Below are 23,506 nucleotides of genomic sequence, written 5' to 3'. Positions count from 1 at the left end.
GGCCTCCGTCGCTTGACGCAAGCACCGGCAATAGGTTGCATACGTTCTGTGACCGTGCACCCTGCTCCAACTTCCTGTTCACCCACGTCCCCCGGGACGCCGTCACAGGCAGGGGGCATCGCACCGTGGACCCGGTGATCATCGCTGGAGCTGGGCCCGTCGGGCTCACGCTCGCCCTGGCGCTGGCGCGTCAGGAGGTGCCCTGCGTCGTCCTCGACGAGGGTCCGGGCAAGGACGAACCCCGCCCCGCGCGCACCGTCGTCCTGCGCGAGGACGTCGTCGCACTCGTCGAGAGACTCACCGGCACCTCGTTGGACGAGGCCGGTTTCCGTTGGGCCGGATGGCGGTCGATGCGGCGCAAGCAGGTGACGCGCGAGGTCGCGTTCGACGACGCCGAGCCGGCGCCGCTGCACATCGCCCAGCACAAGCTGACCGGTGCCCTGCGCGTCGCCCTGGACCACGAGCCCTTCGTGAAGATCGCCGTGGACAGCCGACTGGACGGCATCGAACAGGAGACGTCCGGCGTCACCGCCCACACGCGCGGCCCCAAGGGCACCTGGTGGCGCGGCAGTTACCTGGTCGGCTGCGACGGCCCCCGTTCGACCGTGCGCAAGCTCCAGGACATCCGCTTTCCCGGCCGTACGGCGGTGGAACGGTACGCCGTCGCCGCGCTGCGCACTGAACTTCCCTGGACCGACGAGGCACTGCTCCACCGGGCGCCGCCGTGGCGGACGACCGGGCCCTCGGCCGGCGAGGTCGTCGGCCGCCCGCTGCCGGACGGCGTGTGGCGTCTGGACTGGCTGCTGCCGCCCGGCAAGGACCTCGTCACGCCCGAGCTGCTGGTGAACCGGGTCCGGGAGACCCTCACCGGCTGGCGGTCCGGGGCCACTCCGGTCTACGAACTCCTCGACACCGGCGTCCACACGGTCCACCATCGGCTGGCCCGCCGCTGGCGGGTGGGCCGGGTGTTCCTCGCCGGGGACGCGGCGCATCTGCTGGGCGCGCTGGGCACGCAGGGGCTCGACGAGGGGCTGCGGGACGCCGACAACCTGGCCTGGAAGCTCGCCCTGGCCTGGCACCACGGGCCCCACGAGGCGCTGCTCGACAGCTACCAGAAGGAGCGGCGCACGGCCGTCGCCGCACGGCTGCGCGCCGCCGACCAGGTGCTGCCGCTGCTGCGCGGCGGCGGGGGCCTGCGCTCCTACGTCCCCGGCTCGGGCCGGGGGCACGACGCGCTGCTCGCCGACGGTCATCTGGGGCGCGGGACACTCGGAGCGCCGGGAACCTGTGCCGACTCACCGCTCATGCCGCCGCCCCTCGAGGGCGAGGTGGCCGTCGGCACGGCGCCCGGAACGCCCGTCACCGACGTGCGGGTCACGGCGGAGGACGGCACGTTCGTGCGGCTGCGGGACAGGCTGGGGCGCGGTGCGCTGCTGGTGGTGCTGATCGCGCCGGGCACGGGGGTGTGGGACCGCAAGCACTGGGTGACCGCCGGTGTCATGCCCCGGCTGGCGGCGGCGGTGACGGCGCTGCCGCACCACGCCGAGCTGCTGGTCGCCGAGAGTTACCCGGGGGCCGCGGCCCACACGGTGCTGCTGGTGCGGCCCGACGGGAGCCTGGTCACCGCGCTGAACGGGGTGCGCCCGGCCGACCTCTACACGGCGGCGGAGGCGGCGCTGGGCGGGGCGAGAAGGGCGGCCGCGAAGGCGGAAGCCGGGGCGGAAGCCGGAGCCGGGGTCCGTTGAGCGATCGCCCGCCGTCCTCGTCCACATGGTGCCGGTGAGTTGACCGTCCCACGCCGTCGTGGTTCACTCCCGAACGTGACCGACACCGACGTGCGCCTGTGGCGGAGGGTCCATATGGACCTCGTCCGCTATGCGGGTTGCGTGTGTCGTCCCTCCTGCTGAATTCGCCTCACTTTCTCGCGCGCCCCGGCTTCGCCGTGCCGCCGCGCGTCTCCTCGCGAACTCCCAGGACGGTTCCCGTGTCTGTGTCCTTCCCCGCCCCTGCGTCCTCCTCTTCCCTTTCCCCGACGGCCACGGGCGCGCCCGCGCCGACCCAGGCCGAGCTCCTCTCCTTCGTCCGGCGCATCGCCGCCGACGCCGACCTGATCGCCTCGCTTCCCCTCGACCCCGAGGGCCGTACCTGGGTGCGACTGGAGGGGCCCGGCGGCAGCGAGGCCTGGCTGATCGGCTGGCCGCCCGGCACGGGCACCGGCTGGCACGACCATGCCGAGTCGGTGGGCGCCTTCGTCACCGCGGCAGGCGAGCTCAGGGAGAACGCGCTCGCCGCCCGGCTGCCCACCGACGGCTGGAAGACCCTGGAGCTCACCGACGGGGTGGACCGTGAGCGTCGGCTGCCCGCCGGGAAGGGGCGCGCCTTCGGGCGGCACCACGTCCACGAGGTGCTCAACGAGTCCCCCGACCGCCACGCGATCTCCGTCCACGCCTATTACCCGCCCCTGCCGCGGATCCGTCGCTACAGTCGCAGCGGCCAGGTCCTGCGCCTGGAGGACGTCGAGCGCCCGGAGGACTGGCAGTGAGCGAGCCGAACGGGATCGACGCCGTGCTGGAGCGGGTACGCCGGGGCTACACGCGCATCGAGCCGCGCGCGGCGCACGAGGCGGCCGAGGCTGGTGAGGCGTTGCTGGTCGACATCCGGTACGCCGCCCTGCGCGATGCGGACGGCCTGATCCCGGGCGCCCTGGTGATCGAACGCAACGAACTGGAGTGGCGCCTGGATCCGCAGGGCAGCCACCGCCTTCCCGAGGCCAGGGGTCACGACCTGCGCGTCGTGGTCGTGTGCAACGAGGGCTACGCCTCCAGCCTCGCCGCGGAGTCCCTGCACCGCCTGGGCCTGCATCGGGCCACCGACCTGGTCGGCGGGTTCCAGGCGTGGCGGGCGGCGGGACTGCCCGTGACCGTGCCTTAGCGCGTGCCCCCGGTCAGAGGTCGGAGGGGCAGTACAGGGGTGCCGTGTCCGCGTTCCCCTTGGTCACCAGGCGGATCGGGGTGTTGTCGATCTTCTCGGTCTTCCGGTCCCGCAGCAGGGCGATGGTGTTCTGGACGGCCAGCTCACCGGTGTTCCCGGCCGAGTTGGAGACCGTCGCGGAGAACCGTCCGTCCTTGAGCGCGGCGAGGGCTTCGTCGGTGCCGTTCACCGTCACGATCTTCACCTGGCCAACTCCGGCCGCGTCGAAGGCCTTGCGTGCGGCGAAGGCCATCTGCTCGTTGGCGACGAAGGCGTAGTCCAGGCCGGGGTGGGCCCGGGCCATGGCCGTGGCGACCTTCCCGGCCGTGGCGGCGTCGAACATGCCGGGCTGGTCGGCGACCACCTCGGCGTTGGCCGGCAACGCCTCGGCGAAGCCGTCGACGAGCAGGTCGGACGCGGCTCCCGGTGCCCCCGCGAGCACACCGACCTGTACGTCCTTGCCCGCCGCGTCGTCGGTGATCCACTGGGCGTCCAGGCGTCCGACGGCCTTCAGGTCGACGACCACCGCCCCGAGGATGTCGTCCGGGTCGGCGCTCACGGAGGTCAGGAAGACGCGGATGCCGGCCCGCCGGGCCCTGGCGAGGTCGCTCTCGAGGGCGTCCGCGCTGACGGTCTGCAGGATGATCGCGTCGACCTTGCGCCCGATCATGTCCTCGATGTTGGACGGCTCCGTCGCCGCGTCCTGCCCGGAGTTGGCCGTGACGAGCTTGGCGAAGTTGTTCTTGGCCGTGATCTCCACGGACCGCTGAAGGCAGGTGTGGAACTGGCTGTCGCCTCCGTTGACGAACCCGAGGACGAGCGGGCCGTCCTTCGCCGGGCCGGCGTCGGCCGTGCCCAGACCGCAGCCGCTCAGGAGCAGGCCGGCACCGAGGAGCAGAGCGGGCGTCGCTCTTCGGGGGCGCGCGGGCAGAGGCATGGCTGGGCCGCCATTCTGGACGTACCGTGGCTTCGTCGGTGCGGCCCGTTCGCCGGCCGGTCTCCGGGGGCGGCGTACGCGCGCGGTGGACGCGGCGGACGCGGCGGACGCGGCTCGGACAGCCGCGCGACGGCGCAGACGGTACAGCCGTACGGGAAGGTCTTCACCCCGCCGGGAGCGCAAGGTAATCCTGCGCGCTCATGTCGCTCAGAGGCGACGCCCCCACCCCCGTAGGCGGCGTCGCGTCCGGTCAGAAGCTCTCGTCAGCCGGTCGTCAGCCCTCGTCAGCCTTCGTCACCCAAGAACTCGGTGTCCTCGCCCTCCTCTTCCAGGGCCTGGCGAACCACCCGTAGGGCCATGCCCTCGGGGTAGCCCTTGCGGGCCAGCAGGCCGGCGAGGCGGCGCAGCCTCTTGTCGCGGTCGAGGCCTCGGGTGGCACGGAGTTTGCGGGCGACGAGTTCCCGTGCGGTCTCCTCCTCCTGCTCGGGGTCCAGCTGGGAGACCGCCGCGTCGATGAGGGTGGAGTCGACGCCCTTGGTCCGCAGTTCGCGGGCGAGAGCGCGCCGGGCCAGTCCGCGGCCGTGATGCCGGGACTCGACCCAGGCATCGGCGAAGGCACTGTCGTCGATCAGGCCGACCTCCTCGAACCTGGACAGCACCTCCTCCGCGGCCTCGTCCGGGATCTCCCGTTTACGCAGGGCGTCGGCGAGTTGCTTGCGGGTGCGCGGGGTCCCGGTGAGCAGGCGCAGGCAGATCGCCCGGGCCTGCTCCACCGGGTCCCGCGGAGGCTCCTCCTTCTCGGCCCTCGACGAGGAAGTGGCACCTCCGTCCTCGGCGAACGGCTCCGCGCCCTCGCGCCGTCTCCGCCGCCCGCCTCTGCGACGCCTCCCGCCCTCACCGGACGGCACGGCCGCAGGGTCCCCCGCCCCATGCGTGCCGTGCATGCCGTCGTCCGTCCCGGCGGAGCCCGCGTCGTACTCGGCCCAGTCGGTTCGTCGTGTCACGGATCAGCTCTTGGCTGCCGCGGCCTTGGACTTGGTGGCCTTGGCCGTCGCGGGAGCGGGCACCGCCGGTGCGGCACCGGCCGGGGCGGCGGAGACCGCGGCGTCCGTGCCCGGCTCGGTGGCCGGCTCCTCGGGACGCACGCCGACGCCCAGCTTCTCCTTGATCTTCTTCTCGATCTCGTTGGCCAGGTCGGGGTTGTCCTTCAGGAAGTTGCGCGCGTTCTCCTTGCCCTGGCCGAGCTGGTCGCCCTCGTACGTGTACCAGGCGCCGGCCTTGCGGACGAAGCCGTGCTCCACGCCCATGTCGATCAGGCCGCCCTCGCGGCTGATGCCCTGGCCGTAGAGGATGTCGAACTCGGCCTGCTTGAAGGGCGGCGCGACCTTGTTCTTGACGACCTTGCAGCGGGTGCGGTTGCCGACCGCCTCCGTGCCGTCCTTCAGCGTCTCGATGCGGCGGATGTCGATGCGCACGGAGGCGTAGAACTTGAGCGCCCGGCCACCGGTCGTGGTCTCGGGGGAGCCGAACATCACGCCGATCTTCTCGCGGAGCTGGTTGATGAAGATCGCGGTGGTCTTGGACTGGTTGAGCGCGCTGGTGATCTTCCGCAGGGCCTGGCTCATCAGCCGGGCCTGGAGACCCACGTGGCTGTCGCCCATCTCGCCCTCGATCTCCGCGCGCGGGACGAGCGCGGCGACGGAGTCGATGACGATCAGGTCGAGGGCACCGGAGCGGACCAGCATGTCCACGATCTCCAGGGCCTGCTCGCCGTTGTCCGGCTGGGAGAGGATCAGGTTGTCGATGTCGACGCCGAGCTTCTTCGCGTACTCGGGGTCGAGGGCGTGCTCCGCGTCCACGAACGCGACCTGGCCACCGGCCTTCTGCGCGTTCGCCACGGCGTGCAGGGTCAGGGTCGTCTTGCCCGAGGACTCGGGGCCGTAGATCTCCACGACCCGGCCGCGCGGGAGACCGCCGACGCCGAGGGCCACGTCGAGCGCGGTCGATCCGGTCGGGATGACCTCGATGGGCTCCATCGACCGCTCGCCCATGCGCATGACCGCGCCCTTGCCGAATTGCCGTTCAATCTGTGCGAGCGCGGCGTCCAGGGCCTTCTCGCGGTCGGTTCCTGCCATGGGTTCCACCCGGTTTGCTTGATTCGATCGCTTCACGTCAAAGACGCTAATGCCTGCCACTGACAATGCGCCTCGGTGCGGGTCCGGCCTGTGGATAACTCGGGAACTTCTCCGCCCAAACCCAGTCGAATCGCCCGTCCCGAGCCCCGCCGGAGCCTCCATAAGAATGGATGTTCGATTTTCGTGTCAAGCGCACCACGCGGCACTTCCGAGCGTACGTCTCGGGGCGTAGGCCAGGTGTCTCCGGACGGACGACGACCGGCGGCGGTCCCCGGGCCAGGCTCGTCGCATGCAGAACGAGGGGACCGCCCGCACCGCCGCCCGAACCGCCCACCACACCGCACCGGACCCGCCACCCGCGGACGGCCTGCCGCCCGGCCGGTCCCCGGCGGCGCGCGCCTGCCACGCGACCGGCGCTCTCCTGATCCTCTCCGGCCTCGGGCACCTGGTGGTGTTCGCCGTGGACGGCGGCCCCTGGGACGGGCCCGTCTCCTGGCGCAAGCCGGTGACCTTCGGACTGTCCTTCGGCAGCACGCTGATCGCGGTCACCTGGATCACCTCGTACCTGCGCCTGCGGCCGGGACGGCGCAGCCTGCTGCTCGCCGTGTTCGCGGCCGACTGTGTCCTCGAGGTGGCCGGCATCACCCTGCAGGCGTGGCGCGGAGTGCCCTCGCACCTCGACATGGAGACGCCGTTCGACACGGCCGTGTCGATGTCCCTCGCGGTGGGCGGTGGCGTGCTGGTGGTACTGCTGACCGTGTTCGCCCTCGTGTCGTTCCGCCACCGGCCCACGGGACCGGCGGGCATGCCGCTCGCGGTGCGGTCCGGGTTCGCGGTCCTCCTCGTCGGGCTCGCCTCGGGAGCCGCGATGATCGCGCGCGGCGTGGTCCTCACCCGGACCGGTCACCAGGAGGCGGCGTATGACTCCACGGCGCCGCTCAAGCCGCTGCACGGGGTGAGCCTGCACGCCGTCCTGGTGCTGCCGGTGCTGGCCCGGCTGCTCCCCCTTACTTCGTGGGACGCGGCGGTGCGGCGACGGCTCGTGGCCGTGGCGGCCGGCTGCTACGCGGCCGCCGTCGTCGCCACCGGAGTGTGGGCCGCCCTGACGTACTGAACCGGCCGCCCGGCGCCTCAGACGGTGCCGCCTCCTCCGGAGCTCCCGTCCTCAGGGCCCCCGTGCCCGGGCCCACCGCGCCCGGGTCCGCCGTCCCCGGGACGGCGCTGCGCGGGAGGCGCCGTGTCCGGTCGCCTGGCCCACAGTTTCCGTATGCGCGTGAACCCCCCGGACCCCGCCCCGCGGCGGTCGCGGTGCCCGTGGACACGGGGGTCGTCCGTGACGTCGTACCGCTTGACGTACGCCCCGAGGAACGCCTGCAGCGTGGCGACCGCCGGGATGGCGATCAGCGCGCCGACGGCGCCCAGCAGGGCGGTGCCCGCGATGACCGAGCCGAAGGCGACCGCGGGGTGGATGTCCACGGTCTTCGACGTCAGCTTGGGCTGCAGCACGTAGTTCTCGAACTGCTGGTAGACCACCACGAAGCCCAGGACCCACAACGCGTACCAGGGGTTGACCGTGAAGGCGATCAGCATGGGCAGGGCGCCCGCGAGATAGGTGCCGATGGTGGGGATGAACTGCGACACCAGGCCCACCCACACGGCGAGCGCCGGCGCGTAGGGCACCTCCAGGATCTCCAGCAGGATGTAGTGCGCGATGCCGGAGATCAGCGCCATCAGACCGCGCGAGTAGAGGTAGCCGCCGGTCTTGTCCACGGCGATCTCCCACGCGCGCAGGACCTCGGCCTGCCGGGCGGGCGGCAGGACGGAGCAGAGCCCGCGCCGCAGCCGGGGGCCGTCGGCGGCGAAGTAGAACGAGAACAGCAGGATCGTCAGCAGCTGGAAGAGACCGCCGAGGACCTGGGCGGACACGTCCAGGACGCCGGAGGCGCTGTTCTGCACGTAGTTGCGCAGCCAGTCGGAGCGGAGGAGGCCCTCCTGGACGTCCACTCTTCTGAACTCGGTGTGGAAGTGGCTGTTGACCCAGTTGATCACGGAGTCGAGGTAGTCGGGGAAGTCCTCGACCATCTTGACGATCTGGCCCGCCAGCATGGAGCCGAGCAGCGTCACGAACCCCGCGGCGGCGATCAGCACGGCGAGGAAGACGAGGAACGTGGCCAGCCCCCGGCGCACGCCGCGCCCGGACATCCAGCTCACCGCGGGCTCGATGGCGAGCGCCAGGAAGAACGCGATGAGGATGTTGATCAGCAGCCCGGTGAGCTGGTGGAAGGCCCAGCTGCCCAGCTGGAAGACGGCGATCAGAGCAAGGGCCAGCACCATGGCCCGCGGCAGCCAGCGCGGCATGCGGGCGCCCGGCCCGGCGCTGCCGCCGACGGGGGGCTGGGCGGGCGGCGTCGTGCCGGGCGGAGGGGTCTGCCGGGCCGCCTGCCCGGTCTCGTCAGTGGATGCCACGGACCAAGTCTCGCCCACGCCACCGACAGCGGACGCACGGCCCGTGATCTTCGTGACCGGTCAGCGCTGCTCCTGTGGCACGTTCATGACGGTGCAGACCACCCGCCACACGTCCTTGGCGTCCCAGCCGGCGTCCAGCGCCTCGTGCACCGTACGACCGCCGAGCTCCGTCATCACGTGATCGCGCGCGAAGGTGTCGGCGTACCCCGGACCGAAGTGCTCCGTCATCCGCTCCCAGAAGACCGTCAACCGCATGCCCCCAGTATCCCGCCCCTGAGAGTGGGCCCTGAGCCGGGACGGCGTGCTGGGACCGCTTTCCGCCCTACGGTCTGACGCATGGCCGAAAACGGAGCTTCCCCACTCCCCCCGACGCTCCCCGCGCGCACTCCGCTCGCGCGCGCGGAGCGCTTCGTCTGGCTCACCGCGCGCGTGCTGGAGCAGCGCCTGTTCGCGTTCCGCTTCCGCGACGGCGCCGCCGCGCCGGTGGAGGCGGCGCTGGACGCCTACCGCAACGAGGACGGCGGGTACGGTCACGCCCTGGAGCCCGATCTGCGCGGGCCCGTGAGCCAGCCGCTGCACACCGCGCAGGCGTTGCGCGTCCTGGACGCCGTCGGGCAGTGCGGCGGGCAGCGCGTGGAGCGGGTGTGCCGCTATCTGACCTCCGTCTCGACAGCCGACGGGGCCCTGCCCGCGGTCCATCCCAGCCAGCGCGGTTACCCGGCCGCCCCCTTCGTGCCCGTGGTGGACGACCCTCCCGGGGAGCTGCTCGCCACCGGGCCGGTGGTCGGTCTGCTGCACCGCAACGAGGTCTGGCACGCCTGGCTGTTCCGGGCCACGGACTTCTGCTGGCGGGCGGTCGAGTCGGTGCGGACCTCCCACCCGTACGAGGTCGAGGCCGCCGTGGCCTTCCTGGACGCCGCCCCCGACCGCACGCGCGCGCAGGCGGCGGCCGACCGGCTGGGCCGCCTGGTGCGCGAACAGCGCCTCGCGGTGCTCGATCCGGAAACCCGCGACGCCTGCCCGGTCTCCCCCGGCTACGCCCCGGGCGAGCACCACTTCCCGCACGACTACGCGAGGAGTCCGCACTCCCTCGCGCGCGCGTGGTTCACGGACGACGAGATGACCCGCTCCCTCGATTTCCTCGCAGCGGAGCAGGAAGAGGACGGCGGCTGGCCCGTCCGCTGGCGCCGCTGGGCACCGGCACCCGCGCTGGAGGCACGTCCCCGGGTGACGCTCGACGCCCTCAGCACGCTCCGGGCCTACGGCCGCCCCATCGGCTGACCGGCCCCTCCGTTCTCAGCCGCCCAGCGCCCGCACCCCCGCGGTGACCACCACGGCGGCCCCGACGACCAGCAGGAACGGCGCCCGCAGCACCAGGGCCACGGCGGCCGCGGCGACGCCGGCGGCCCGCGCGTCCAGGACGAGCGTCTGCCCGTCCGCGAAGGTCTGCTGGGCCGTGAGCGCGGCGAGGAGGGCGACGGGCAGCAGGGCGGCGAGCCGCCGGACCAGCGGCCGTTCCAGTGCGCCCGCGGGCACGAGCAGTCCGACGAGTTTGACGGCGTAGCAGCCGAGTGCGGTCACGCCGATCGCGATCCAGATGCTCAACGCTCTTCCTCCCGCCCGGAGCCCTCGACGGGGCTCTGTGTCCTGTCCCGCGCGTCGTTGTCCCCGTCGTGGCGCGGTGCGGCGGCCCGGCGGCGTCCCCGCACCCACAGGACGGCCGGTGCCGCCAGCGCCGCCACCAGGACGGGCACACCGGCGGGCAGGGCGGGCAGCAGACCGAGTCCCAGCACGACGGCCAGGGTGGCGACCGTGCGCTCGGTGGTGGTCCTCAGCATCGGCGCGAGCAGCGCCAGGAAGACCGCGGGCCCGGCCGCGTCGAGGCCCCAGGTGTCGGTGTCCCCGATGGCCTCCGCGCCCAGCGCGCCGAGCAGCGTGGTGACGTTCCACAGCACGTACAGGGTGAGACCGGTGACCGTGAACCCGATCCGGACGCTGCGCCGCGTGGGCTGCGCGAGCGCCACGGCCGTCGTCTCGTCGATGACCCACTGGGCGGCGAAGGGCCGCACCGCGCGCGGGAGGGCCAGCAACTGCGACAGCCGCAGCCCGTAGAAGGCGTTGCGCACGCCGAGGAAGAAGGCGCCCGCCGCGGCTGTGAGCGGGTTGCCACCGGCCGCGAGCGCCCCCACGAGCGCGAACTGGGAGGCGCCGGTGAAGACCAGGAGGCTGAGCGCGCACGTCTGGAGCAGCGTGAGCCCGCTGCCCGCCGAGGTCACCCCGAAGGCGAACCCGGACAGTCCGACGGCGACTCCCACTCCGAGGGCGTCCCGTACGACGGCGGCGTCGGGTTTGCCTTCGGCGGCGCTCGTACCGGGGACGACTGTCTGTTCTGTCACGCCTCGGACGGTAGGAGCAGGCCCCGCCGCGCGTCTTGTACGTTCTTGCGCTCGCGCTGGTAGGCCCCGGGCGGTACGCCCACGATCCGCGCGAAGTGCCGGTTCAGGTGCGGCTGGTCGGTGAAGCCCACGGCGACGGCGGCGTCGGCCGGTGCCGTCCCGGCGTCCAGCATCCGCCGCGCCCGGCGCACCCGGGCGTCGGTCAGCCAGGTGTGAGGCGGCATCCCGTAGGTGTCACGGAAGGCACGCAGCAGGGCGAACGGACTGCTGCCGAGCTCCGCGGCGAGCGTCTCCAGGCTCGGCGGGGCGGCCATCCGCTCCTCCAGCACGGCACGCGCGCGTGCCGCGACCCGGGCTCCTGCGGTCCGCACCTCGCGCCGGGGCCGCGGTCCGCCGTTCAGCCGCAGCAGCCGGGTCACGGCCACCCGCAGCAGGGTGTCGGCGGCGAGCGCGTTGCCCTCGTCGGCGGCCCGCAGCACCCGGTGGACCAGTTCGACGGTGTACGGGTCGTCGAGCACCGGGCGGACGAATCCCGGCGTCCCGCGCAGGGTGGTCGTCTCCGCCGCGATCGCGGCCACGAGGTCCGGCGCCGGGTAGACCGCCCCGTAGCGCCAGCCCTCGGGCACGCCGGCCCGGCCCGTGTGCGGGGTGTCGGGATTGACCAGCGCGAGCGATCCGGCGCCGGCGTACTGGTCGCTGCCGCCGTGGTGGAAGACCTCGACGCCGTCGGCGATGGCGGCTATGACGAAGTGCTCGTGGGTGTGCCGGACGAAGGTCTTCCGTATGTACTGGGCGCGGAGCAGGTCGACGCCGGGCAGTTCGGCGTACCGCCAGTGCCGCGCCCGCTCACCCGATCCCGCCATGGGTCCATTGTCCGACACCCGTGCGGCCCGGCGGCGCCCCGTACCCCTGGCAGAGCCGCACACGGCCCACCCCGTCCCGCGCTCCGTCCTCCCGGCTCAGGCCGATTGTCAGTGCCGGGGTGCACGATGGATCCATGGTCAGCTCCGCACACCGAGCCCTGGACGGCTTCTCCCCCGCGACCCGCGGCTGGTTCACGGGGGCCTTCTCCGCGCCCACCGCCGCCCAGGCCGGTGCGTGGCAGGCCATCTCGGAGGGCTCGGACGTGCTGGTGGTCGCGCCCACCGGTTCCGGCAAGACGCTGGCCGCCTTCCTCGCCGCCCTCGACCAGCTGGCCTCCACACCCCCGCCGGCCGACCCGAAGAAGCGCTGCCGGGTGCTGTACGTCTCTCCCCTCAAGGCCCTGGCCGTCGACGTCGAGCGCAATCTGCGCAGCCCGCTGACCGGCATCCGACAGGAGTCCGTCCGGCTCGGTCTGCCCGAGCCGGAGGTGAAGGTCGGCATCCGTTCGGGCGACACCCCGGCCGCCGAGCGCCGGGCCCTGGCCACCCGCCCGCCGGACATCCTGATCACGACCCCCGAGTCCCTGTTCCTGATGCTGACGTCGGCCACCCGCGACGCGCTGACGGGCGTGGAGACGGTGATCCTCGACGAGGTGCACGCGGTGGCGGGCACCAAGCGCGGCGCCCATCTCGCACTCACCCTGGAGCGGCTGGACGAGCTGCTGCCCAAGCCGGCCCGCCGGATCGGCCTTTCGGCGACGGTCCGCCCGGTGGACGAGGTCGCCCGTTTCCTGGCGCCGCGCGGCAAGGTGGAGATCGTCCAGCCGGAGTCGGGCAAGGAGTTCGACCTGTCCGTCGTGGTCCCGGTGGAGGACCTGGGCGAGCTCGGCGGCTCTCCGGTCGCCGACGGCAATGAGGGCGCCGAGCGCCCGTCGATCTGGCCCCATGTCGAAGAGCGGATCACCGACCTCGTCCAGTCGCACCGCTCCACCATCGTCTTCGCCAACTCCCGCCGCCTGGCGGAGCGCCTGTGCAACCGGCTCAACGAGATCGCGTACGAGCGGGCGACCGGCGAGCCCCTGGACGAGCACCACTCCCCCGCCCAGCTCATGGGCGGATCGGGCGCGGCCCAGGGCGCCCCGGCCGTGATCGCCCGCGCCCACCACGGGTCGGTCTCCAAGGAGCAGCGCGCCCTCGTCGAGGAGGACCTCAAGGCGGGGCGCCTGCCCGCCGTGGTCGCCACCTCCAGCCTGGAGCTGGGCATCGACATGGGCGCCGTCGACCTCGTGGTCCAGGTGGAGTCGCCGCCGTCCGTCGCCTCCGGCCTCCAACGCGTCGGCCGCGCGGGCCATCAGGTCGGCGCGGTCTCCACGGGCGTGGTCTTCCCCAAGTACCGCGGGGACCTGGTGCAGGCCGCCGTGGTCACCGAGCGGATGCGCAGCGGCGCCATCGAGTCGCTGAGGATCCCCGCCAATCCGCTGGACGTCCTGGCCCAGCAGCTGGTCGCGATGACGGCCCTGGACACCTGGCAGGTCGACGACCTCCTCGCCACCGTCCGCCGCGCCGCCCCCTTCGCGTCGCTCCCGGAGTCGGCGTTCACGGCCGTCCTGGACATGCTCGCGGGCCGCTATCCCTCCGACGCCTTCGCCGAGCTGCGCCCGCGCGTGGTCTGGGACCGCGTCGCGGGGACCGTCACCGGCCGCCCGGGCGCACAGCGCCTCGCCGTCACCTCGGGCGGGACGATCCCCGACCGCGGGCTCTTCGGGGTCTTCCTCGCCGGCGCGGACCCGAAGAAGGGCGGCGGCCGGGTCGGCGAGCTCGACGAGGAGATGGTGTACGAGTCCCGGGTCGGGGACGTCTTCACGCTCGGCACCAGCTCCTGGCGCATCGAGGACATCACGCGCGACCGTGTGCTGGTCTCCCCGGCCCCGGGCGTGCCGGGGCGACTGCCGTTCTGGAAGGGCGACCAGCTGGGCCGTCCCCTCGAGCTGGGCCGCGCGCTGGGCGCGTTCCTGCGCGAGGTGGGTTCCCTCGGCAAGGAGGACGCCCGGCTGCGTCTGGTCGCCGCGGGCCTGGACGCCTGGGCCGCGGACAATGTGCTGGCGTATCTCGACGAGCAGCGCGAGGCCTGCGGCCATGTGCCCGACGACCGCACCATCGTCGTGGAGCGTTTCCGCGACGAGCTGGGCGACTGGCGCGTCGTGGTCCACTCGCCCTTCGGCGCGCAGGTCCACGCCCCCTGGGCCCTCGCGCTCGGCGCCCGCCTCTCCGAGCGGTACGGCATGGACGCCCAGGTCATGCACGCCGACGACGGCATCGTGCTGCGCCTGCCGGACGCGGATCTGATGGGCCTGGACCTGCTCGACCAGGAGCCGTCGAAGCCCGGCCTGGAGTACGACGCCGAGCAGGCGCCCCTCGGCGCGGCCGACGTCGTCTTCGACAAGGGTGACGTCGACCGGGTCGTCACCGACCAGGTGGGCGGGTCGGCCCTGTTCGCGTCCCGGTTCCGGGAGTGCGCCGCCCGCGCCCTGCTGCTGCCGCGCCGTAATCCGGGCAGGCGCACCCCGCTGTGGCAGCAGCGCCAGCGCGCCGCGCAGCTGCTCGAGGTGGCGAGCGAGTACGGCTCGTTCCCGATCGTCCTGGAAGCGGTCCGCGAGTGCCTCCAGGACGTCTTCGACGTGCCCGGCCTGGTCGAGCTGATGGGCGACGTGGAGTCCCGCAAGGTGCGCCTGGTCGAGGTCACCACCCCGGAGCCGTCCCCGTTCGCCCGCTCCCTGCTGTTCGGATACGTCGCCCAGTTCCTGTACGAGGGCGACTCCCCGCTCGCCGAGCGCCGGGCCGCCGCCCTGTCGCTGGACTCACGGCTGCTGGCCGAGCTGCTCGGCCAGGCGGAGCTGCGCGAGCTGCTCGACGCGGAGGTGCTCACCGAGCTGGAGCGCGAGCTGCAGTGGCTCACCGACGACCGGCGTATCAAGGATCCGGAGGGCGTCGCGGACCTGCTGCGCATGCTCGGCCCGCTCACGGACGCCGAGCTGGCCGAACGGGGCGCCGAGCCGCAGTGGGCGCCGGAGCTGGCCGCCGCCCGGCGCGCCATCAAGGTACGCATCGCCGGTGCCGATCACTGGGCGGCGATCGAGGACGCGGGCCGACTGCGCGACGCGCTGGGCACGGCCCTGCCCGTGGGTGTGCCCGAGGCCTTCACCGAGCCCGTCAAGGACCCGCTCGGCGACCTCCTCGCCCGCCATGCCCGCACCCACGGCCCGTTCACCTCGGTGACCGCAGCCGCCCGCTTCGGTCTGGGCGTCGCGGTGACCGAGGGCGCCCTGCAGCGGCTCGCGGCGGCGGGCCGGGTCGTGCAGGGCGAGTTCCATCCGGCCGGGATCGGTCAGGAGTGGTGCGACGCGACGGTGCTGCGCCGGTTGCGCCGCCGTTCCCTGGCCGCCCTGCGGCACGAGCTGGAGCCGGTGCCGCCGGCCGCTCTGGGCCAGTTCCTGCCCCAGTGGCAGCACATCGGCAAGGGGCACGCGCTGCGCGGCATCGACGGGCTGGTGCGGGCCATCGAGCAGTTGCAGGGCGCGTCCGTGCCCGCGTCCGCCCTGGAGAAGCTCGTCCTGCCGTCCCGGGTGGCGGACTACACGCCCGCGATGCTGGACGAGCTCACCGCCACCGGCGAGGTGGTGTGGGCGGGCGCCGGCTCACTCCCCGGCAAGGACGGCTGGGTCTCGCTCTATCTGGCGGACGCGGCCCCGCTGCTGCTGCCGCCCGCCCACCCCCTGGAGACGACCGCCCTCCATCAGGCAGTCCTGGACAGCCTCTCCGGCGGGTACGGCCTGTTCTTCCGGCAGATCGCCGACCAGGTCCGCGCCACCACGCACCCCGACGTCACGGACCCGCAGCTGGCCGACGCCCTGTGGGACCTGGCCTGGTCCGGACGGCTGACGAACGACACGCTCGCGCCCCTGCGGGCCCTGCTGGGCTCGGGCCGCACCGCGGGCGCCACCGCGCACCGTGCCAAACGCTCGGTGCCACGGGGACGGTACGGCTCGCTGACGGCCGCCGCCCGCGCCGCGTCCCGGACCGGCCCGCCGACGGTCGCGGGCCGCTGGTCGCTGCTCCCGGCCCGCGAGCCCGACACCACGGTGCGCGCCCACGCCCTGGCGCGGACACTCCTCGACCGGCACGGCGTGGTGACCCGCGGTGCCGTCGCCGCCGAGGGTGTCGAGGGCGGCTTCTCAGCGGTGTACCGCATCCTGGCCGCCTTCGAGGAGAGCGGGCAGGCCCGGCGCGGCTATGTCGTGGAGGGACTCGGCGCCGCGCAGTTCGCCATGGAGGGCGCCGTGGACCGGTTGCGCGCGGTCTCCAACGCCCGCGAGCGCGGTGAGGGTCCCGCCGGCGGGGCGGGCCTCGGCAGCGGCGGCCCCGCAGGGCACACCGCGCCCGACGGCTCCGCGCCGGACCCCTGGGCCTCCGACGGCTCCCCCTTCGGCTCATTCGACGACTTCGCGGCAGGCGGCCCCGGAGACGCCGGCGACCCGGACCGTCCCTCCGACGCCTTCTCCCCCGCCCAGCCGTTTTCCCGGGGCGACCACGTCTCCCCGGGAAACTACGCCGAACCGGGTGCCGGTGGCCCGCGGGGCGGTGGGGCACACGGTGGCTTCGGCCCCCGGCACGGCTCGTACGACGCCGGTTTCCCCGGTCGGCGCGGCCGAGCCGACACCGCCCCCCGGGCGGTCGTGCTGGCTGCCGCCGATCCGGCCAACGCCTACGGTGCGGCCCTGAGCTGGCCCGAGCCCCCCGCCGGGGCCACGCACAAGGCCGGCCGCAAGGCGGGCTCGCTGGTGGTGCTGGTGGAGGGCGAGCCGGCGCTCTACATGGAGCGCGGCGGCAAGACCCTGCTGCTCTGGCCCTCCGCTCCGGACGGCCCGCCGACCGAGGACCCGGCCCTGCGTGCCGCCACGGAGGCCCTCGCCGCGTCCGCCCGTGCCGGTTCCCTCGGCACGGTCACGGTGGAACGGGTCAACGGCGCCGCGGCTCTGACCTCGCCCTTCGGCGCCCTCCTCGAAGAGGCCGGCTTCATCGCCACCCCGCGCGGCCTGCGCATCCGGGCGTGAGCCTGTCACCCTTGACCCATGCCCGAGGGAGACACGGTCTGGCAGGCCGCGCGCAGGCTGCACGGCGCACTGGCCGGCAGGACGCTGACCCGCAGCGACTTCCGCGTGCCCCGGTACGCGACGGTCGACCTCACCGGCCGTGCCGTCGTGGACGTCACCCCGCGCGGCAAGCACCTGCTCACCCGCATCGAGGGCGGCCTGACACTGCACTCGCACCTCAGGATGGACGGCGCCTGGAAGGTGTTCGCCGCCGGTCAGCGCTGGAGCGGCGGCCCGGCGCACCAGATCCGGGTCGTCCTCGGCACCGCCGACCGCACGGCCGTCGGCTACCGCCTGCCGGTGCTGGAGCTGCTGCGCACCGCCGACGAACAGCGCGCCGTCGGACACCTCGGCCCCGACCTGCTGGGCCCCGACTGGGACCCCGGGCGCGCCCTGGCCAACCTCACCGAGGACCCCGCCCGTCCTCTCGGTGAGGCCCTGCTGGACCAGCGCAATCTCGCCGGGATCGGCAACGTCTACAAGTGCGAGCTGTGCTTCCTGCTCGGTGTCACCCCGTGGCTGCCGGTGGGCGAGCTGCCCGCCGACCGGGCCGCGAGGCTTCCCGGTCTCGCCAAGAGGCTCCTGGAGGCCAACCGCGACCGTCCGGTCCGTCGCACGACGGGCCTGCGCGGCCAGGACCTGTTCGTCTACGGTCGCGCGCCCCGCCCGTGCCTGCGGTGCGGTACGTCCGTCCGTCTGGCCGATCAGGGCGACGGCTCCCGCGAGCGCCCGACGTACTGGTGCCCCGTCTGCCAGGCGGGCCCCGCCCCGCGACCGGGCGGCTTCACCGGCGCCGGCCGGCGGCGGAACAGGACGTGACCGAGCCCGCCACCCCGACCGCACCGGGCCCGTGGCTCAGTCGGCCAGCAGCGCGTCCATCTGGCCGGCCGCCTGCCGCAGGCCCTCGACCATGCCCATGTCGGCCAGCTGCTCCATCTCCGCCGCGGAGTCGAAGACGGACCGCATCTCCATCCGGGTGCCGACCCCGTGCTCACCGAGCCGGACCCGTACCGCCATGGTCGGCATGGTGGTGCTCGGCACACCGTCCTGGTCGGCGAACCCGTCGGTGAACTCCAGCGACGTCGGGGCCTCCACCGAGGTGACCCGCCACCAGCCGCGGTATCTCTCGCCGTCGGGACCGGTCATGAAGTAGGTGACGTCACCACCCGGGCTCAGTTCGTGCTTCTCCACGGTCGCCGGGTAGGTCGGCGGCCCCCACCAGCGTTCCAGCCGCCGCGGGTCGGCCCACAGCTGCCACACCCGCTCGACGGGCGCGGCGAAGTCGGCGACCAGGGTGAGGGTCAGCCGGTCGACGTCCTTGTCCAGGCTGGTGATGGTCATCCGTCCCGTCCTTCCAGGTCATCGGTCCCGTCGTTCCAGGTCTTCGGTACCGCCCTCCGTCGGACGAAGGCACCCGCATCCGTGTCCTGCGACCCGCTTGCCGCACGCCTCCCGGAACGCGGCGAGGCCGGCGCCCGTACCGCCGCCCGCACGGCCCGCCGCCACCGCCCTGCACCGAGGGCCCCGACCGCCTGGTTCCGGGGCACGCAGTGCACCGGAAGCACGCTCAGCCCCCATCCGCCGACCGCGACCGCCCCCTCGACCGCACCGGCCCCGGGCACCAGCACGAGCCGCAGCACGGCCCAGCACCACAGTGCGCCGAACCCCAGCGCGGCCGCCCGGCGGACGGTCGCCGGGGTCATCCGTTCTCGGCCTGGAACATCCAATGCTGCTTCTCGAGGTCGGCCGTGATCTGGATGAAGATGTCCTGGCTCACGGGGTCCGGGTCCCCGGTGGCGGTGATCCGTTCCCGCATCCGCGTGATCACCGCGCCCAGCGCCTCGACGATCGTCCCCACCGCGGTGGTGTCGTCCACCCAGCCCTCGGGCGTCACCCCGATGCCGCTGCCGACTGCCACCGTCGCGGCCCGGCCGTCCGGAGAGACACCGAGCGCAGAGGCACGCTCGGCCACGGTGTCGGAGTGCGTGCGCGCGGTGTCGACGACCTCGTCCAGCTGAAGGTGCACGGAGCGGAAACGCGGCCCGACGACGTTCCAGTGAATCTGCTTCGCGACCAGGGCCAGATCCACCAGGTCCACGAGTGCGCCCTGGAGCGCCTCCGAGACGACCTTGAGATTCGCGTCGGACAAGGGGCTCTTGACGACGTACATCCGCGCCTCCGTCGGTTCTCCCTCGGCATGTCCTTCCACGATGACCGCCGCACCAGGGACCGGCAAACCGGCGGAACCGCCCCGGCCGGCGGTCGCCCGGACACGCAAAAACCCCGACCGCACCCCTCCGGTCTCCCGGAGAGGCCCTGGCCGGGGCCTCGGACGACGACGCGCCGACAGCTCAGGCGGCGACGACGTCCACCGCTTCCGCGGGTGCCTTGATGGTCACCCGTTCCGGTGGCACACCCGCCACCGAGACGGAACCGAGCATCGGACGAACCGGCGCGGGCACGGACTCGCTCGACGTGGCCGCGGCGGACTGGGCCAGCTCCGCGAGGGCGAGCTCGTCGCTCACTTCTCGCATGAGTTCGGACATCCGTACGTCCAGCGCGTCGCAGATGGCGGACAGCAGCTCGGAGGACGCCTCCTTCTGCCCCCGCTCCACCTCGGAGAGATAGCCGAGTGAGACTCGGGCGGACGAGGAGACTTCGCGCAGAGTACGGCCCTGGCGCTGGCGCTGCCGACGCAGCACGTCACCCAGCAGGCGACGGAGCAGAATCATCGGTGGCTCCCTCCTCGGACCGCGTAGCCGCATCCTTCACGCCCCACCGTACCGCCTCGCGCCGCGGCCGTGCGGGGAGCGATGTCGTGTTCACTCTGGGCTGCAAACATCAAAACCCCCCGTTCCGTTCCGTATCCTGTGCCCGCTCGTTCCCGGTCTGTTCGCCCGCGATCTCCCGCAGAAGGAGCGCGAGCACGCTCCGTACACTCTCCATACGAATTTCCGCGCGGTCGCCGTTCAACCGCAGTGCCTCCACTTTTCCGCCAGAGGCGGAACCGTCGTCCGATGGGAAGGGTCCGTGCACGGCCACGTAGACCGTCCCGACCGGCTGTCCGTCCTGGGGATCCGGGCCCGCGACGCCGGTCGTGGCGATGCCCCAGTCGGCTGCCAGCGCCTTGCGCACGCCGGCCGCCATCTCCGCGGCGACCTGGGGATCGACCGCTCCTCGAGCCGCCAGCAAGCCTGCCTCGACCCCGAGCAGATCCCGCTTCAGGTCCGTGGCATAGGCGGTCACCGAACCGCGGAAGACCTTGGACGCTCCCGGGACCGCGGTGACGTCGGCCGCCACCAGGCCACCGGTCAGCGACTCGGCGATCGCGAGGCTCTCGCCTCTCACCGTGAGTAGTCGCACCACGTCGGCGGCCGGGGAACTCACCCTTCCGACTCCTTCAACGCCGCCCTGCGCTCGGCGATTCCCCGCCGGCGCAGAACAATGGCCTGCTTCACATAGTCCAGTCCGGTCGCGACGGTCAGGACGACCGCCGCCGCCATCACCCAGAACCTCAGGGTGGCCAGGGGCCCCGTGAGCGCCAGGACGTACATGCCGACGGCCACGCCCTGGGTGAGGGTCTTCAGCTTGCCGCCGCGGCTCGCCGGGATGACGCCGTACCGGATGACCAGGAAACGCAGCAGGGTGATCCCGAGTTCCCGGCCCAGGATGACGGCCGTGACCCACCAGGGCAGGTCTCCCAGGCCGGAGAGGCAGATCAGCGCCGCCCCCATGATCGCCTTGTCGGCGATGGGGTCGGCGATCTTGCCGAAGTCGGTGACGAGGTTGTAGGTGCGGGCCAGATGGCCGTCGAAGATGTCGGTGAACATGGCGACGGCGAAGGCCGCCCAGGCGAAGGAGCGCCAGGCCGGGTCGTATCCGCCGTTGCCGAGCATCAGCACCACGAAGACCGGCACGAGGACCAGCCGGAACATCGTCAGCAGATTGGCGACGTTCCAGACGCTCGCCTGGTCGACCGCGGCGGCCGCGATCTTGCCCCCGCGCCCGCCGGCACCGCCCTCGGTCGCACCCCGCTCCACGGCGCCCCCCGACTTCCTGCGTTCGGCCGGATCCTGCGCGGCGCCCGAGGCGCCGCGCGGGCCGGTCCGGTGCGCGCTGGAGGAGCCGCCCGCCGCGGATGCCGGGACTCCGGTCATCTGGCCGCCTCCTCGCTCCACGCGGGCGAGCCCGGCAGCGGCTCGGCCACCAGGTCGACACCCTCCGTACCGACCACCTTCGCGTCGACCATACGACCGGCGACGAGACCTTCGCCGCCCGTGAGCAGCACCTGGCCGTCCGTCTCGGGCGCCTGGTGGGCCGCGCGCCCGTACACACCGTCCTCGTCCACGGACTCCACGAGCACCCGCACGGTGGAGCCGACCCGCTCCTCGGCGCGCTGCGAGACGAGTTCCTCGGCCAGCCGGGACACGCGTGCCAGCCGCTCGGCGACGACGTCCTCGTCGACCTTGTCCTCGTAGGTCGCCGCCTCGGTGCCCTCCTCGTCGGAGTAGCCGAAGACCCCGATGGCGTCCAGTCGCGCGTGGTTCAGGAACCGCTCGAGCTCGGCGAGGTCGGCCTCGGACTCGCCGGGGAAGCCGACGATGAAGTTGGAGCGCACGCCGGCCTCGGGGGCCTTGGTCCGGATGGTGTCCAGCAGCTCCAGGAAGCGGTCGGTGTCACCGAAGCGGCGCATGGCACGCAGCACGTTCGGCGCGGAGTGCTGGAAGGACAGGTCGAAGTAGGGCATGACCTTGGGCGTCGAGGTCAGCACGTCGATCAGGCCCGGGCGCATCTCGGCCGGCTGGAGGTAGCTGACACGGACCCGCTCGAGGCCGTCGACCTCGGCGAGCTCGGGCAGCAGGGACTCCAGCAGGCGGATGTCGCCGAGGTCCTTGCCGTAGGAGGTGTTGTTCTCGGAGACCAGCATGATCTCCTTGACACCCTGCTCGGCCAGCCACCGCGCCTCGTTCAGCACGTCGCTGGGGCGGCGTGAGATGAAGGAGCCGCGGAAGGACGGGATGGCGCAGAAGGAGCAGCGCCGGTCGCAGCCCGAGGCCAGCTTCACGGAGGCGACCGGGGAGCCGTCCAGGCGGCGGCGCAGCGGCGCGCGGGGTCCGGAGGCCGGGGCGACGCCCTCCGGGAGGTCGGCGGGGCCGTGACCCGGCAGGGCGACGGCGGCGCCGGCCTCCTGGCGCTCGGCGGGGCTGATCGGCAGCAGCTTGCGCCGGTCGCGGGGGGTGTGGGAGGCGTGGATGCCGCCGTTGAGGATGGTCTGGAGCCGGTCGGAGATGTCGGCGTAGTCGTCGAAGCCGAGGACACCGTCGGCCTCGGGCAGGGCCTCGGCGAGCTCCTTGCCGTACCGCTCGGCCATGCAGCCCACGGCCACCACGGCCTGGGTTCTGCCGTGGCCCTTGAGGTCGTTGGCCTCCAGGAGGGCGTCCACGGAGTCCTTCTTGGCGGCCTCGACGAAGCCGCACGTGTTCACGACGGCCACGTCCGCTTCCTCGGCGTCCTCGACGAGCTTCCAGCCGTCCGCCTCCAGACGGCCTGCGAGCTCCTCCGAGTCCACCTCGTTACGGGCGCAGCCAAGGGTGACGAGTGCGACGGTACGGCTTTCAGGCATGGGCTCAAGACTACTTCGTCCTGCCGACAGCCCACGTCGACGGGGTTGGCCGATCTTGGCCAACCCCGTACTGACTCGTCCCCCGGGTCCGTTCAGCCGGCCTGGGGGTCGCCCTTCGTGTATGTCAGCCGCTCCACCGCGCCCGGCTGGAAGTCGTCCTCGATCTTCTTGCCGTTGACGAACAGCTCGATCGCGCCGGCGTCGCCGAGGACGAGGTTGACCTTCTCGTTGTCCTGGAAGGTCTTGGAGTCGCCCTGCTTGAGCAGACCGTCGAAGAGCAGCCGGCCGCTGTGGTCCTTGGCGGAGATCCAGCTGCGGCCGTCGGTGGCGCTGACCTTGACGGTCACCTTGTCCCGCGGTGCGGCGGCGATGGCGCTGTCGGTGGGCTTGGGGTCGGCCGGCTTCTTGGGCCGGGCGCTCGCCGTGGCGCTCTTGCCGGCCGTCGGCTGGGCACCCTCGGCGACGCTCGCCTCGGAGCCGCCGTCGTCGCCGCCCTTGACGAAGGTGAAGCCGACGAAGCCGATCACGGCGACGATCGCGGCGACCATCGCCGCGGTCCAGTTGGGTCCGCGGCGCTCCGGGCGGATGCGTTCCGCCTCGAACAGGGGCGCGGCGGGGGTCGGGGCCGGGCGTCCGCCGTGATCGGCGTCGTACCGCGCGAGGAGCTCGGCCGGGTCGAGCCGGACGGCCTTGGCCAGGGTCCTGATGTGGCCGCGGGCGTAGACGTCGCCGCCGCACGGCGCGAAGTCGTCCGCCTCGATGGCGTGCACGATGGCGATGCGGACGCGGGTGGCGCTGCTGATGTCGTCGACGGTCAGCCCGGCGGCGATGCGCGCCTGTTGCAGGGCACGGCCGACGGTGGGGCGGGCTTCCTCAGAAACGTCTTCGGACACGCCTTCGATCGGACGCTCGTCTTCAGGGGAGTTGCCGATGGACACGGGGGCGCCTTTCGAGCGTATAGCCGCC

General features: G+C 73.1%; 24 protein-coding genes. 8 read left to right on the top strand and 16 right to left on the bottom strand.

The genetic code is table 11. From position 1 onward, the window contains the following. The first annotated feature begins 125 nt into the window (after window positions 1-125). The 4 genes from AB0E77_RS30585 to AB0E77_RS30570 all read left to right on the top strand — a co-directional run bounded on the left by AB0E77_RS30585 (window position 126) and on the right by AB0E77_RS30570 (window position 2,931). Window positions 126-1,745, top strand: coding sequence for an FAD-dependent monooxygenase (locus AB0E77_RS30585; RefSeq protein WP_361577080.1), 1,620 nt, complete (start codon window positions 126-128; stop codon window positions 1,743-1,745). Between the two features lie 75 nt (window positions 1,746-1,820). Then, on the top strand, window positions 1,821-1,907 hold the full coding sequence (locus AB0E77_RS30580; RefSeq protein ID WP_311605579.1) for a putative leader peptide: 87 nt from the start codon (window positions 1,821-1,823) through the stop codon (window positions 1,905-1,907). 83 nt (window positions 1,908-1,990) lie between these two features. Continuing rightward, entirely contained in the window at window positions 1,991-2,542 is a 552-nt protein-coding gene (locus AB0E77_RS30575; RefSeq protein ID WP_361577123.1) for a cysteine dioxygenase, read from the top strand. Beyond that, entirely contained in the window at window positions 2,539-2,931 is a 393-nt protein-coding gene (locus AB0E77_RS30570; protein ID WP_361577077.1) for a rhodanese-like domain-containing protein, read from the top strand. Before AB0E77_RS30575 ends, AB0E77_RS30570 begins: the two co-directional genes overlap by 4 nt. A 13-nt stretch (window positions 2,932-2,944) precedes the next feature. On the opposite strand, the gene AB0E77_RS30565 is transcribed toward AB0E77_RS30570, so the two are convergent. From AB0E77_RS30565 to recA, 3 genes are all read right to left on the bottom strand, one after another. Next, complete coding sequence (locus tag AB0E77_RS30565; RefSeq protein WP_361577074.1) at window positions 2,945-3,907, bottom strand: substrate-binding domain-containing protein; 963 nt, start codon at window positions 3,905-3,907, stop codon at window positions 2,945-2,947. Between the two features lie 284 nt (window positions 3,908-4,191). Continuing rightward, on the bottom strand, window positions 4,192-4,911 hold the full coding sequence (recX, locus tag AB0E77_RS30560) for a recombination regulator RecX (protein WP_361577071.1): 720 nt from the start codon (window positions 4,909-4,911) through the stop codon (window positions 4,192-4,194). Between the two features lie 3 nt (window positions 4,912-4,914). Next, window positions 4,915-6,042 carry a recombinase RecA gene (recA, locus tag AB0E77_RS30555; RefSeq protein WP_361577068.1) on the bottom strand — a complete coding sequence of 376 codons (1,128 nt, stop codon included), beginning with the start codon at window positions 6,040-6,042 and terminating at the stop codon, window positions 4,915-4,917. 289 nt (window positions 6,043-6,331) lie between these two features. Here recA and AB0E77_RS30550 point away from each other — a divergent pair, with 289 nt between their 5' ends. Beyond that, entirely contained in the window at window positions 6,332-7,156 is an 825-nt protein-coding gene (locus AB0E77_RS30550; protein WP_361577065.1) for a hypothetical protein, read from the top strand. Window positions 7,157-7,173: 17 nt separating this feature from the next. Here the strand turns inward: AB0E77_RS30550 and AB0E77_RS30545 are convergent, their stop codons facing one another. Then, entirely contained in the window at window positions 7,174-8,508 is a 1,335-nt protein-coding gene (locus AB0E77_RS30545) for an AI-2E family transporter (RefSeq protein ID WP_361577062.1), read from the bottom strand. A gap of 60 nt (window positions 8,509-8,568) precedes the next feature. Further along, window positions 8,569-8,763 (bottom strand): DUF3046 domain-containing protein, encoded by a 195-nt coding sequence (locus tag AB0E77_RS30540; RefSeq protein WP_189231775.1) that lies wholly within the window; start codon window positions 8,761-8,763, stop codon window positions 8,569-8,571. 81 nt (window positions 8,764-8,844) lie between these two features. Between AB0E77_RS30540 and AB0E77_RS30535 the strand changes: the two genes are divergently transcribed. After that, window positions 8,845-9,789: a hypothetical protein gene (locus AB0E77_RS30535; protein WP_361577059.1), complete on the top strand. Its 945-nt coding sequence runs from the start codon at window positions 8,845-8,847 to the stop codon at window positions 9,787-9,789. A gap of 15 nt (window positions 9,790-9,804) precedes the next feature. On the opposite strand, the gene AB0E77_RS30530 is transcribed toward AB0E77_RS30535, so the two are convergent. From AB0E77_RS30530 to AB0E77_RS30520, 3 genes are read right to left on the bottom strand one after another with little or no spacing between them, the layout of a single operon-like run. Next, window positions 9,805-10,113, bottom strand: coding sequence for an AzlD domain-containing protein (locus tag AB0E77_RS30530; RefSeq protein WP_361577056.1), 309 nt, complete (start codon window positions 10,111-10,113; stop codon window positions 9,805-9,807). Beyond that, complete coding sequence (locus tag AB0E77_RS30525) at window positions 10,110-10,904, bottom strand: AzlC family ABC transporter permease (protein ID WP_361577053.1); 795 nt, start codon at window positions 10,902-10,904, stop codon at window positions 10,110-10,112. Before AB0E77_RS30525 ends, AB0E77_RS30530 begins: the two co-directional genes overlap by 4 nt. Then, the gene (locus tag AB0E77_RS30520) at window positions 10,901-11,767 is read right to left on the bottom strand and encodes an AraC family transcriptional regulator (protein WP_361577050.1); all 867 of its coding nucleotides are present in this window, start codon (window positions 11,765-11,767) and stop codon (window positions 10,901-10,903) included. Before AB0E77_RS30520 ends, AB0E77_RS30525 begins: the two co-directional genes overlap by 4 nt. Before the next feature lie 134 nt (window positions 11,768-11,901). Between AB0E77_RS30520 and AB0E77_RS30515 the strand changes: the two genes are divergently transcribed. Both AB0E77_RS30515 and AB0E77_RS30510 read left to right on the top strand, forming a co-directional pair. Continuing rightward, window positions 11,902-16,878, top strand: coding sequence for an ATP-dependent helicase (locus AB0E77_RS30515; protein WP_361577047.1), 4,977 nt, complete (start codon window positions 11,902-11,904; stop codon window positions 16,876-16,878). Window positions 16,879-16,896: 18 nt separating this feature from the next. Then, window positions 16,897-17,736: a DNA-formamidopyrimidine glycosylase family protein gene (locus AB0E77_RS30510; protein WP_361577044.1), complete on the top strand. Its 840-nt coding sequence runs from the start codon at window positions 16,897-16,899 to the stop codon at window positions 17,734-17,736. Window positions 17,737-17,772: 36 nt separating this feature from the next. Here AB0E77_RS30510 and AB0E77_RS30505 read toward each other — a convergent pair whose 3' ends face one another. From AB0E77_RS30505 to AB0E77_RS30470, 8 genes are all read right to left on the bottom strand, one after another. Beyond that, window positions 17,773-18,258, bottom strand: a complete 486-nt coding sequence (locus tag AB0E77_RS30505; protein ID WP_361577041.1) for an SRPBCC domain-containing protein — start codon at window positions 18,256-18,258, stop codon at window positions 17,773-17,775. Further along, window positions 18,255-18,620: a hypothetical protein gene (locus AB0E77_RS30500; protein WP_361577038.1), complete on the bottom strand. Its 366-nt coding sequence runs from the start codon at window positions 18,618-18,620 to the stop codon at window positions 18,255-18,257. Before AB0E77_RS30500 ends, AB0E77_RS30505 begins: the two co-directional genes overlap by 4 nt. Then, complete coding sequence (locus AB0E77_RS30495; protein WP_361577035.1) at window positions 18,617-19,087, bottom strand: DNA starvation/stationary phase protection protein; 471 nt, start codon at window positions 19,085-19,087, stop codon at window positions 18,617-18,619. The genes AB0E77_RS30500 and AB0E77_RS30495 overlap by 4 nt, the downstream gene beginning before the upstream one ends. Before the next feature lie 181 nt (window positions 19,088-19,268). Then, window positions 19,269-19,649, bottom strand: coding sequence for a helix-turn-helix transcriptional regulator (locus AB0E77_RS30490; protein ID WP_161164858.1), 381 nt, complete (start codon window positions 19,647-19,649; stop codon window positions 19,269-19,271). Window positions 19,650-19,758: 109 nt separating this feature from the next. Beyond that, window positions 19,759-20,304, bottom strand: coding sequence for a CinA family protein (locus tag AB0E77_RS30485; protein WP_361577032.1), 546 nt, complete (start codon window positions 20,302-20,304; stop codon window positions 19,759-19,761). Further along, window positions 20,301-21,074, bottom strand: coding sequence for a CDP-diacylglycerol--glycerol-3-phosphate 3-phosphatidyltransferase (pgsA, locus tag AB0E77_RS30480; RefSeq protein ID WP_361577029.1), 774 nt, complete (start codon window positions 21,072-21,074; stop codon window positions 20,301-20,303). Before pgsA ends, AB0E77_RS30485 begins: the two co-directional genes overlap by 4 nt. Next, window positions 21,071-22,540 (bottom strand): 30S ribosomal protein S12 methylthiotransferase RimO, encoded by a 1,470-nt coding sequence (gene rimO, locus AB0E77_RS30475; protein WP_361577026.1) that lies wholly within the window; start codon window positions 22,538-22,540, stop codon window positions 21,071-21,073. The genes pgsA and rimO overlap by 4 nt, the downstream gene beginning before the upstream one ends. Window positions 22,541-22,632: 92 nt before the next feature. Then, window positions 22,633-23,478, bottom strand: a complete 846-nt coding sequence (locus AB0E77_RS30470) for a RodZ domain-containing protein (RefSeq protein ID WP_361577023.1) — start codon at window positions 23,476-23,478, stop codon at window positions 22,633-22,635. Between the last annotated feature and the right edge of the window lie 28 nt (window positions 23,479-23,506).

The sequence above is a fragment of the Streptomyces sp. NPDC032940 genome, from assembly GCF_040636935.1.
Classification (GTDB): domain Bacteria; phylum Actinomycetota; class Actinomycetes; order Streptomycetales; family Streptomycetaceae; genus Streptomyces.
Note: the sequence above shows the minus strand (reverse complement) of the source record. Positions and strands in the feature narration are given on the sequence as shown.

Coding starts and splice junctions, on each gene's coding strand:
- AB0E77_RS30565 (WP_361577074.1), bottom strand. CDS start 3,907: ATGCCTCTGCCCGCGCGCCCCCGAAGAGCGACGCCCGCTCTGCTCCTC.
- recA (WP_361577068.1), bottom strand. CDS start 6,042: ATGGCAGGAACCGACCGCGAGAAGGCCCTGGACGCCGCGCTCGCACAG.
- AB0E77_RS30550 (WP_361577065.1), top strand. CDS start 6,332: ATGCAGAACGAGGGGACCGCCCGCACCGCCGCCCGAACCGCCCACCAC.
- AB0E77_RS30540 (WP_189231775.1), bottom strand. CDS start 8,763: ATGCGGTTGACGGTCTTCTGGGAGCGGATGACGGAGCACTTCGGTCCG.
- AB0E77_RS30535 (WP_361577059.1), top strand. CDS start 8,845: ATGGCCGAAAACGGAGCTTCCCCACTCCCCCCGACGCTCCCCGCGCGC.
- AB0E77_RS30520 (WP_361577050.1), bottom strand. CDS start 11,767: ATGGCGGGATCGGGTGAGCGGGCGCGGCACTGGCGGTACGCCGAACTG.
- AB0E77_RS30515 (WP_361577047.1), top strand. CDS start 11,902: ATGGTCAGCTCCGCACACCGAGCCCTGGACGGCTTCTCCCCCGCGACC.
- AB0E77_RS30510 (WP_361577044.1), top strand. CDS start 16,897: ATGCCCGAGGGAGACACGGTCTGGCAGGCCGCGCGCAGGCTGCACGGC.
- AB0E77_RS30505 (WP_361577041.1), bottom strand. CDS start 18,258: ATGACCATCACCAGCCTGGACAAGGACGTCGACCGGCTGACCCTCACC.
- AB0E77_RS30500 (WP_361577038.1), bottom strand. CDS start 18,620: ATGACCCCGGCGACCGTCCGCCGGGCGGCCGCGCTGGGGTTCGGCGCA.
- AB0E77_RS30495 (WP_361577035.1), bottom strand. CDS start 19,087: ATGTACGTCGTCAAGAGCCCCTTGTCCGACGCGAATCTCAAGGTCGTC.
- AB0E77_RS30490 (WP_161164858.1), bottom strand. CDS start 19,649: ATGATTCTGCTCCGTCGCCTGCTGGGTGACGTGCTGCGTCGGCAGCGC.
- pgsA (WP_361577029.1), bottom strand. CDS start 21,074: ATGACCGGAGTCCCGGCATCCGCGGCGGGCGGCTCCTCCAGCGCGCAC.
- rimO (WP_361577026.1), bottom strand. CDS start 22,540: ATGCCTGAAAGCCGTACCGTCGCACTCGTCACCCTTGGCTGCGCCCGT.